Raw genomic sequence first — 9,750 nt, 5'->3', positions numbered from 1 at the left:
CCCCCCCCGCCCGCACCCAACCCACCTACGTCGCCGACAGCACCAACGACGATGACCAGCGGCGGACCGCCCAGCACCCGGCACCAGACAAGGACACTCGAGCCGACGGTGAGAATGAGCCCACCGCAGCGCACTTCGGCGACTCGGCCGATGCCACCGCGCTATCGGTCGCAGTGGTCTACCCGGCCACCCATCCCGGCAACGGGTATCGGCCCACCGCGTCGTGTGCTGATTTCGTGCGGGTGCGGGACGGATATTGCACCGAACCCGGCTGCACGCGTTCAGCGTTCGCGTGCGATCTCGACCACGTCATCGAGTACGACCACACCGACCCCGCCCGGGGTGGGGCGACGTCGAGTGAGAACCTCAACGCCAAATGCCGACCTAGTCACCTGTTCAAGACCCACGGGGACTGGGTCGATGTGCAGTACCGCGACGACGACGGTCGCCTGGTCACCGAGTACGAGACCCCCGAAGGGGTCACTCTGCCCGGGGATGCCGAAACCCTCGAAGACACCTTCCCGAACCTTCGGCGGATCCGGTTCGAGCAAGCCGCCCAAGCCCCACCCACCCCGCGGGTGATCACCACCGACAACCCAGAGCGCACACACAGCCGACTGGACGCCAAACTGGCCCGCCGGCGACAAGAACGCGCCCGCAACAAGAAACGACGCGAGGCCGAACTCGAAGCCGACCGTCGCGACTTCCTCGAGAACCCGCCACCATTCTGACGGACTCGTCCTCTGAGATCAGCTAGATCTGGCCGAAACGGCGGAGCGCTTCCTCACGCTCGGCCTTGTGATCGACCATCGGCTCGGGATAGTCGTCGGCTTCGACGTCACCGACCCAGCGTCGGACGTACTCGCCGTCGGGATCGAACTTCTTGGCCTGCGCCTCGGGGTTGAACACCCGGAAGTACGGCGCCGCATCGGTTCCCGTACCGGCGGCCCACTGCCAGCCGTGGTTGTTCGACGCCATGTCACCGTCGATGAGCTGCTCGAGGAACCATTCCGCTCCCCACCACCACGGCAGGTGCAGGTCCTTGACGAGGAAGGACGCGGTCACCATGCGCACCCGATTGTGCATGTACCCGGTCTCCGCGAGCTGACGCATCCCGGCGTCGACGAGCGGAAAACCGGTACGCCCTGCCTTCCATGCGTCGAAACGCTCGTAGGCCTTCTTGTCGGTGTCGAGGTCGATGCCGTCGAACTGTCGATTCCAGTTGTGCCACAAGCTATGTGGCCAGTGGAACAGCACGTCGGCGTAGAAGTCGCGGAAGGCGAGTTCGCGTAGATACGCTTGCGGCCCCTTGCCCTTGCCGAGATCGGCGGCCATCGTGCGGGGATGGATGTTGCCGTACTTGAGATACGCCGACATCCGGCTGGTGCTGTCACCCGCGGGATCGTTGCGGCCGGAGTCGTAGTCGGCGAGACCGTCGTCGACGTACTCGGCCCACCGCTCGAGCGCCGCGTCCTCACCGGCGGGCAACGACAACCCGGTCGGCGACTTCGGTATCTTGATGCGCCCGGTCTTCGTCAGCTCGGACGGATCGACGATCTTCTTCGCAGGCACCGACGAGTCGGCGGGCGCACGCCAGCCGTGGTCACGCCACCGCTTGAAGTACGGGGTGAAGACCTTGTACGGCTCGCCGTCGTCTTTGGTGACACGACCGGGTGAGACGAGGTACGGCGACCCGGTGGCCACGAGCTCGATGTCGCCGAGCGCGTCGGCGACGGCCTCGTCGCGTCGGCGGCCGAACGGGCCGAAGTCCTCGGAGATGTGCACCCGTTCGGCGTCGACCGCCCGGGCCAGCTTCGGGATCTCGACCTCGGGTCGGCCCCGCACGACGAGCAGCTTGCCGTCGAGCTTGTCGTCCAGTTCCCGCAGGGAGTCGAACAGGAACGCGAGCCGCCGCTCGCCCGCGGACTTCTCCAGCCGCGGGTCCACCACGAAGCACACGAGGACCGACGAATCGGTCCTCGAGGCGGCCGCGGCGAGCGGCGGGAGGTCACTCAGGCGTAGATCGCGCCTGAGCCAGACCAGTTCGGTGGCGGACGTCAGCCCACTCCGAGCAGGTCGATGACGAACACGAGGGTCCGTCCCGAGAGACGGTGTCCGGCACCGGCCGAGCCGTAGGCCAGCTCGGGCGGAACCGTCAGCTGGCGGCGTCCGCCGACCTTCATCCCGGGGATGCCTTCCTGCCAGCCCGGGATCAACCGGTCCAGCGGGAAGTTGGCCGACTGGCCGCGATCCCACGACGAATCGAACTCTTCGCCCGTCTCGTAGTCGACCCCGACGTAGTGGACGTCGACGATGCCGCCGCGAGCGGCTTCCTCGCCCTCGCCGACGATGAGGTCGGAGATGGTGAGGTCGGCCGGCGGGGGTCCCGCCTGGAACTCGACCACTGGCTTCTCGGTGCTGGTCACTGGACTCTCCTTTGAGTCGGGCGTTCGGCGGTCAGGCGGTGCGTCGGAACGGTCGCTCAGCGATCGCCCATCTGCACGTAGTCGCGTTCGGTGTAGCCGGTGTAGAGCTGACGCGGACGGCCGATCTTGGTGGTCGGGTCCTCGTGCATCTCGCGCCAGTGCGCGATCCATCCCGGCAGGCGTCCCAGCGCGAACAGCACGGTGAACATGCGCGTCGGGAAGCCCATCGCACGGTAGATGACACCGGTGTAGAAATCCACGTTCGGGTACAGCTTGCGCTCGATGAAGTAGTCGTCGTTGAGGGCGACCTCTTCGAGACCCTTGGCGATGTCGAGCAGGTCGTCCTGCACGCCAAGCGATTCCAGGATCGTGTCGGCGGTCTTCTTCACGATGGCGGCGCGCGGGTCGTAGTTCTTGTAGACGCGGTGACCGAAGCCCATCAGCTTGACGCCGGCCTCCTTGTTCTTCACCCGCTTCATGAAGTCCTTGGTGTCGCCACCGTCGGCCCGGATGTCGTCGAGCATCTCGAGCACGGCCTGGTTGGCGCCGCCGTGCAGCGGGCCCCAGAGCGCGTTGATGCCGCCGGAGATCGACGTGAACAGGTTGGCCTGCGACGAGCCCACCAGGCGGACGGTCGAGGTGGAACAGTTCTGCTCGTGATCGGCATGCAGGATGAACAGCATGTCGAGGGCCTTGGCGACCTCGGGGTTGACCTCGTAGGGCTCCGCGGGGAAGCCGAAGGTCATCCGCAGGAAGTTCTCGACGAGGCTCAGCGAGTTGTCGGGATACAGGAACGGCTGTCCCGCCGACTTCTTGTACGCGTACGCCGCGATGGTCGGCAGCTTCGCGAGGAGGCGGATCGTCGACAGCTCGACCTGCTCGTCGTCCTTGGGATCGAGCGAGTCCTGGTAGTAGGCCGACAGCGCGTTGACCGCACTCGACAGCACCGGCATCGGGTGCGCGTTGCGGGGGAATCCGTCGAAGAAGCGCTTGAGATCCTCGTGCAGGAGGGTGTGGCGCTGGATCTTGGTGGTGAAGTCCTCGAGCTGCGACGGAGTCGGGAGCTCCCCGTAGATGAGCAGGTAGCTCACCTCGATGAAGGTCGACTTCTCGGCCAGCTGGTCGATCGGGATTCCGCGGTAGCGCAGGATGCCGGCGTCACCGTCGATGTAGGTGATGGCCGACTTGGTCGACGCGGTGTTCACGAAGCCACCGTCGAAGGTGGTCAGATTGGTCTCGGCCAGGAATTTGCCGAGCGCGACCGAGTCGGTGCCCTCGGTGGCCTTCAGGATCGGGAGCTCCAGCTGTCCACCGGGGTAGGTGAAGGTCGCTGAGGCCGTGTCGGACGCCTGGTCGGCTGGGACTGTTTCAGCAGACACACGAACCCCTTATTCAGATCAGAGATTTTTACAGTGACCGGGTAGGACACACAGGTACAACCTAGTCGCTTCTCAGCTCGCCCGCCCACGGAGGGTCGGCGCCGGGCCTCGAGACCGTCACCGCAGCCACGTGAGCTGCGAATTCAGCCGCTTCCCGCCACTGCTGGAGGGTCAGGGAACGCACTGCTCCGGGCGTGAGTCGACCACGCCGATCCAGGTGGTTGACGAGGCCCCCGAGCACGCTGTCCCCGGCGCCGATCGTGTCGACGACATCGACGGCCGGCGCCGGCGAACTCACCTCACCGACCGCGGTCCGGACGGTGAGGCCCGAGGCCCCCTCCGTGGTGACGACCGCGGCCACACCGTCGGCCAGCCAGTCTGTGGTCGAACTTCCCGCGGACCCCTTGTTGAGCCAGGCCGCGTCCTCGTCGGACAGTTTGACCACGTCCACCGACGACATCCAGCTCCGGAAGCGCCGTCGATAGGCCTCGGGGTCGGCGATGACCGCGGGCCGGATGTTCGGGTCCAGCACCACGACTCGGCCCTCGGCCCGGCATCTGCGCATCAGGTTCTCGTACACGGTGGCACCGGGTTCCAGGACCAGCGAGAGGGTCCCGAAGGTCACCGCCGCGACGGTCGGCGGCAGTGCGCCGGGATCGTCGATCGCGCGATCTGCCGTGCCCTCCACGTAGAAGGAGTAGTGCGCCGAACCGTCGTCGGCGATGGTCGCCAGGGCCAACGAGGTGGGCTCGTCACGACGCTGGACCAACGCGGTTCCCACGCCGGCGGCCCGGAGTGCGTCGAGGACCGCATCGCCGTAGGTGTCGGTGGACACCGCGGACAGCAGTGAGACCGCACTCCCCAACCGTCCCAGCGTGATTGCCACATTGAACGGGCCACCACCGAGGGCGGGCTGCAACGGCGCCAGACCGCCGGCGGTCGTGTCGTGCCGGCCACCGCCCTGCTGTACGACATCGACGAGCGCCTCACCGCAGACGACGATCTCTCTCACTCTGCCTCCTCACGGCCCGCGCCGGGCACCCGCATCCGGCGTCTCGTCTCGAGTCTGCCATCGGGGCGTGGACACCTCGACGAGTTCGCGCGCCGGAACCTTGTGTCGCGCGGGGTAAGTTCGTTGGATGCACGAGCTGCCGGCGGGCCCCGATGCGGTGGTCCTCGACTTCTCGGCCGACGACTCCCCGTCGGCCGCGGTACTCAGCGCGGTCGCGGCGCTCCGCGAAGCGATCCGGGGTGGTGAACTCCCCGAGGTCACCGACCTCGTGCCCAGCGCGCACACCGTCCTGGTCCAGGCCCGTCCCGGCCGCGGGCTGGACGAACTCGGTGTCCGCCGGGCGCTCCGGCGTCGGAAGCGCGCGGGCGATCCCGACATCCACAGCACCGACGAGATCGTCATCCCGGTCGTCTACGACGGTGCCGACCTCCCGGATGTCGCTGCGGCACTGGAGATGACGACCGACGAGGTGATCGGGCTGCACTGTCGCACCCGATGGCGCGTCCAGTTCATGGGCTTCGCACCGGGTTTCGGGTATCTCGTCGCCGACGACGAGGCAGCGCATCCGTTCGACGCCGTCGGCCGACGCCGGGAGGCCCGCACGAATGTTCCGGAGGGGTCGGTCGCGATTGCCGCCGGGTACAGCGCGGTGTACCCGAGGTCGAGTCCCGGCGGTTGGCAGTTGCTGGGCCGCACCGATGTTCGGCTGTGGGATGCCGGTGCCGATCCCCCCGCCCGGCTCGCTGCGGGCCGGGTGGTCCGCTTCGTCGACGCCGGACGCGACGGCACATGACCGCGCTGACTGTTCTCGCGACGGGACCCCTCGCGACTGTTCAGGACCACGGCCGACCGGGCTACGCCGATCTCGGTGTCCCCGGTTCCGGCGGTGCTGATCGTGGGGCCCTCGCGCTGGCCAATCGCCTTGTGGGCAACGCGGAGTGGGCGGCAGTCGTCGAGACGACGCTGGGCGGGTTCCGGGCACGCGTCGACGCCGACGCCCTGGTCGCGGTCACCGGGGCGGATACCGTGGTGCGCCACAACGGGGTCCCCGCGGGGCTCGCCGCGGCACTGGTGCTGCGCGCCGGTGACGAGCTGGCCCTCGACACCCCCGGTTGGGGGTTGCGCAACTACATCGCCGTGCGGGGTGGGATCGACGTCGAGCCCGTACTGGGTTCCCGGGCGACCGATACGCTGTCCGGGCTCGGACCGCCACCTCTCGGCACGGACGACCGTCTGCCCGTGGGCCATGCGGCGAGCGATTGGCCCACCGCGTTGTCCGCCCCCGCAGACCGCGACCACCCTCGTGTCGTCGTGCTGGAGTGCCACGAGGGTCCGCGGGCCGGGCATCTCGAGTCGCCGTCCGATCTGTTCGTCGGAACGTGGCTGGTCGGGTCCGACAGCAACCGGGTCGGGGTGCGGATCGACCGCGCGGAGGGGTCGGCGCAGCCGCTCCTCGCCCATCGCGCCGGCGCCGCCGAGCTCCGCTCGGAGGGGATCGCCCACGGGTCGGTCCAGGTCCCGCCCAGCGGCCGTCCGGTGATCTTCCTCGCCGATCACCCGGTCACCGGCGGCTACCCCGTGGTGGCGGTCCTCGCCGCGGGCGCGGTGGACCTGGCCGCGCAGCTTGTACCCGGATCGGAGATCCGATTTCGTCAGTGCTGATCGCGCGGACACGATGTTTCGCCTTCGACCGCCGCGGGAACGCATACGAGCGTCCCGATAGGAGGTACGAGCGTGAGTGATCCGTCTGTGAACGACTTGTCGACCGTGCAACTCGTCGAACGTCTGCAACAGCAGACGACGACCCTGGTGAAGACCGAACTGCAGCACGCTGTCGCGGAGATGAAGGGTAAGGGCACCCGCATCGGGGTGGGTGCGGGGATTTCCGGCGCGGGCACGCTGCTGGTGTTGTTCGGGCTCGGCACGCTGGTCGCGGCGGCCGTGCTCGGACTGGCAAACGCCGTGCCGGCGTGGCTGGCAGCGGTGATCGTCGGCGTCGTGCTGCTGGTCATCGGCGGGGCCGCCGCGGCGATCGGCGCCAAGCGCGCCAAATCCGCTGTGCCCCCGGCACCGGAGCGAACCGTCGAGAGTGTCCAGCGTGACGTGGCGACTGTGAAGGAGCACCTGTAGATGAGTGAGACACATCCCGACCAGAATCCGACCGACAATCCGCCGCCGATCGAACAACAGCGGGAGGAGCTGGCCGAGACGGTCGACGCTCTCGCGGCCAAGCTGGATGTCCCGGCACGGGTGAACGAGGCGGCGTCGAAAACCGCGCATACCGCGCAGGTGAAGGCCCAGGAGAACCAGACCGTGTTGATCGGTGCGGCCGTCGCCGCGGTGGTGGCGCTGGGCGCGTTCATCGTGATCCGCCGCCGTCGTCGCTGACCGGCCGTCGTCGCTGAGAGGCCGCCGTCGGGCGGTTGTAGTCGAGCCAAGAGCAAGGAGCTGTCATGAGTGCCGTATCGAAGGCGATGTACAAACCGATGTCCCTCGCGACCAGCGTGCTCGGCGGTATCGCCGCCGGCGCGGTGTTCGGGCAGATCTGGAAGCGGATCTCCGACGACGAGTCGGCGCCCGATCCCAAGGATCTCGAGCGCAGCAACACCGAGGTTCTCGTGGCCGCCGCGCTGCAAGGACTCGTGTTCGGTCTCGTTCGCGCCGCCGTCGACCGCGCCGGAGCGCGCGGGTACCGGGCGGTGACCCACGAGAATCCGGAGTGACTCCCGGCAGACCTCGGTTGACACCCGAGTGAGACGAACCTATCGTTTCGTCTCATGGCCGAGGTTCTGCACGCTTCCCAGGACACCTGTCCCGTCGACGCCGCGTCGGCCGAGGCCACCTGCCCGGCCGGCGCGGCGTCGTCGGCGACACACGGGTACGAACCCCTTGGCCCGGATTCGCTGACCTGGCAGATCTGGGGGACCTGGACGGGGATGTTCCAAGGTCTGTGGGCCGGGTCGATCCAGAACATGCATCCCAAGCTGGGTGCGGCGGTGTGGGACCATTCGGACTTCTTCGGCGAACGGTGGCAGCGCCTGATGCGCTCCCTGTATCCGATCAGCGGCGTCGTCTTCGATTCCGTCATCCCCGGCGCCCGGACGGGGGAAGAGGTGCGCGACTACCACCTCACCGTCAAGGGCACCATGGAGGACGGGTCCCGCTATCACGCATTGGATCCCGACGTCTTCTACTGGGCCCACGCCACGTTCTGGTACGGCAACGTCCGACTGTGCGAACGCTTCGGCCCCTTCCTCACCGAGGACCAGAAGCGTCAGCTCTTCGAGGAGTCCAAAGCCTGGTACGCCCAGTACGGCGTCTCCATGCGTCCCGTCCCGGAGACCTACGAGGACTTCCTGGAGTATTGGGACCACATGTGCCGCAACGTGCTTCGTGATCACGTGTCGGTCCGCACGGTCCTCGACATCACCCAGTTGCCACCCCCGCCCTTCCTGAGCTTCATCCCGACGTGGCTGTGGGACCGGTACCTGGTTCCGCAGAACCAGAAACTGTTCATGTGGCTGACCACCGGGTTCTACGACGAGCCGATCCGCGAGATCCTCGGGCTCGAGTGGACCGACAAGGACGAACGTCGATTCCGTCTGGTGGGTCAGGGCATCAACCTCGTGATGCACAGGCTCCTACCCAAGCGGGCGCTGCGCCACCCCCGACCGCGCGATGCGTGGGATCGCGTGCACGGCAAGGTCGCCGTGGATGCACCGATCGTGCACACGCCGACGCGCAATCTCCCGCCGCAGAGCGAGCGCGGCAACCCGATGCACTATTGCCCGGTGACCGCGGCACGGCGGGCGTCGTACCCGGGTGTGCTCACCGCGGACTGACATACGCCCGAACGACTACTGCTGCCCCTGGCTTCGGCGCATCGCCTGCCGGACACGTCCGGCCTCCCGAGGGGCGTGCGGGTTCGGACGGCCCGCTCGGGAGCCGGCGAGCTTCGCACCGATGTGTTCGCCCACGGTGATCGGCGAATAGCGGCTGCCCGCCCCCACGCACGACGGCAGGGTCGAGATCATCGCGTCGAGGTTGCCGTCGTGGAAATAGGCAGCCGAACGACGCCGCTCCACCGTTCCGTCGACGACGGGCGGCTTCACCCGGTGCAAGGTGGACATCCACCGCTCGTTGGTCCAGCGCGCCATCAGATCACCCAGGTTGATCAGCAACGCGCCGTCGGCGGGACTCACGTCGTGCCAGTCACCGTGCTGGTCGAGAACTTGCAGACCCTTGACCTGGTCGGCCCACAACACGGTCACGATGCCGTAGTCGGTGTGCTCCCCCATGCCGGTGAGGTCGCCGTCCAGCTCGATCTCACCGGGCGGCAGCGCATAGTTGTTCATCCGGAGCACGTCGAGCGAATGGTCGGTGAATCCCTCGAAGAAGTCGGCGGGTAGGTCGAGGGCATCGGCGAAGATCCTGGTGAGCGTGTGGGCGACGCGTCGTGCCTCGTTGAAGTATGCCGACACCGCCGCCTGGAAATGCTCGACGGCCGGCCACGTGTTCGTCGCGTAGTGGTCGGCGGGTAGATCGAGTTCCGGGTACTGCGTCGCCTCCACGCCGACGTTGAAGGCCTCGAAGAAGTCGTTCATGCGTGCCGCGGACTCGACCCCCAGCGACAACGACAGGGATTCCGACTTCGGGGGCGCGTATCCCCGATTGATCTCCGGCGGCGTGCGGTAGGTCTTCTTCAGCTCCAGTGGCAGCGCGAAGAAGACGTCCATGGCGGCGGTGAACTCGTCGATGACGGCGGCGGGGATCTCGTGTCCGACGACCTGGATGAAGCCGACCGAACTCGCCGCGTCGTCGAACCTGGCCGCCACCACGGCCCGATCGGCCGGGTCGCCGTTCCGCGTGTACGGCGAGATGTCGATGAGCGGTACGTCGAATCCGGTGGCGGCGGCGGTCATGGCGTCCATGG

12 protein-coding genes are annotated in these 9,750 nt (G+C 67.7%); 7 read left to right on the top strand and 5 right to left on the bottom strand.

What is annotated here, in order from left to right; genetic code table 11:
• The coding region (locus FFS52_RS20800; protein WP_171011692.1) for an HNH endonuclease signature motif containing protein at window positions 1–731 on the top strand (731 nt) is incomplete at its 5' end.
• Window positions 732–753: 22 nt separating this feature from the next.
• On the opposite strand, the gene FFS52_RS20795 is transcribed toward FFS52_RS20800, so the two are convergent.
• The 4 genes from FFS52_RS20795 to FFS52_RS20780 all read right to left on the bottom strand — a co-directional run bounded on the left by FFS52_RS20795 (window position 754) and on the right by FFS52_RS20780 (window position 4,817).
• Window positions 754–2,043, bottom strand: a complete 1,290-nt coding sequence (locus FFS52_RS20795) for a deoxyribodipyrimidine photo-lyase (protein WP_137810796.1) — start codon at window positions 2,041–2,043, stop codon at window positions 754–756.
• A gap of 14 nt (window positions 2,044–2,057) precedes the next feature.
• Window positions 2,058–2,426: an FKBP-type peptidyl-prolyl cis-trans isomerase gene (locus tag FFS52_RS20790; protein ID WP_058251588.1), complete on the bottom strand. Its 369-nt coding sequence runs from the start codon at window positions 2,424–2,426 to the stop codon at window positions 2,058–2,060.
• A 56-nt stretch (window positions 2,427–2,482) separates the two neighbouring features.
• Window positions 2,483–3,805, bottom strand: a complete 1,323-nt coding sequence (locus tag FFS52_RS20785; protein WP_078113443.1) for a citrate synthase — start codon at window positions 3,803–3,805, stop codon at window positions 2,483–2,485.
• Between the two features lie 61 nt (window positions 3,806–3,866).
• The gene (locus FFS52_RS20780) at window positions 3,867–4,817 is read right to left on the bottom strand and encodes a carbohydrate kinase (RefSeq protein ID WP_137810794.1); all 951 of its coding nucleotides are present in this window, start codon (window positions 4,815–4,817) and stop codon (window positions 3,867–3,869) included.
• A 127-nt stretch (window positions 4,818–4,944) separates the two neighbouring features.
• Here FFS52_RS20780 and FFS52_RS20775 point away from each other — a divergent pair, with 127 nt between their 5' ends.
• The 6 genes from FFS52_RS20775 (at window position 4,945) to FFS52_RS20750 (ending at window position 8,659) form a co-directional block, all read left to right on the top strand.
• On the top strand, window positions 4,945–5,610 hold the full coding sequence (locus FFS52_RS20775) for a carboxyltransferase domain-containing protein (protein ID WP_068970281.1): 666 nt from the start codon (window positions 4,945–4,947) through the stop codon (window positions 5,608–5,610).
• Window positions 5,607–6,479: a biotin-dependent carboxyltransferase family protein gene (locus FFS52_RS20770; RefSeq protein ID WP_137810793.1), complete on the top strand. Its 873-nt coding sequence runs from the start codon at window positions 5,607–5,609 to the stop codon at window positions 6,477–6,479. The genes FFS52_RS20775 and FFS52_RS20770 overlap by 4 nt, the downstream gene beginning before the upstream one ends.
• Before the next feature lie 72 nt (window positions 6,480–6,551).
• On the top strand, window positions 6,552–6,947 hold the full coding sequence (locus FFS52_RS20765; RefSeq protein WP_035718303.1) for a phage holin family protein: 396 nt from the start codon (window positions 6,552–6,554) through the stop codon (window positions 6,945–6,947).
• Window positions 6,948–7,205, top strand: a complete 258-nt coding sequence (locus tag FFS52_RS20760) for a DUF3618 domain-containing protein (protein ID WP_068970279.1) — start codon at window positions 6,948–6,950, stop codon at window positions 7,203–7,205.
• Between the two features lie 65 nt (window positions 7,206–7,270).
• A complete protein-coding gene (locus FFS52_RS20755) occupies window positions 7,271–7,540 on the top strand; it encodes a DUF4235 domain-containing protein (protein WP_058251595.1) in 270 nt (89 codons plus the stop codon).
• Window positions 7,541–7,594: 54 nt separating this feature from the next.
• Complete coding sequence (locus FFS52_RS20750; RefSeq protein ID WP_137810792.1) at window positions 7,595–8,659, top strand: oxygenase MpaB family protein; 1,065 nt, start codon at window positions 7,595–7,597, stop codon at window positions 8,657–8,659.
• A 15-nt stretch (window positions 8,660–8,674) separates the two neighbouring features.
• Here FFS52_RS20750 and FFS52_RS20745 read toward each other — a convergent pair whose 3' ends face one another.
• Entirely contained in the window at window positions 8,675–9,748 is a 1,074-nt protein-coding gene (locus FFS52_RS20745) for a 2-oxoglutarate and iron-dependent oxygenase domain-containing protein (RefSeq protein WP_137810791.1), read from the bottom strand.
• Window positions 9,749–9,750 lie beyond the last annotated feature (2 nt).

The sequence above is a fragment of the Gordonia sp. ALPHA1B1 genome (assembly GCF_005502615.1).
Taxonomy (GTDB): domain Bacteria; phylum Actinomycetota; class Actinomycetes; order Mycobacteriales; family Mycobacteriaceae; genus Gordonia; species Gordonia hongkongensis.
The sequence above is the reverse complement of the archived record's forward strand: the minus strand, read 5'-3'. Positions and strand labels throughout refer to the sequence as shown.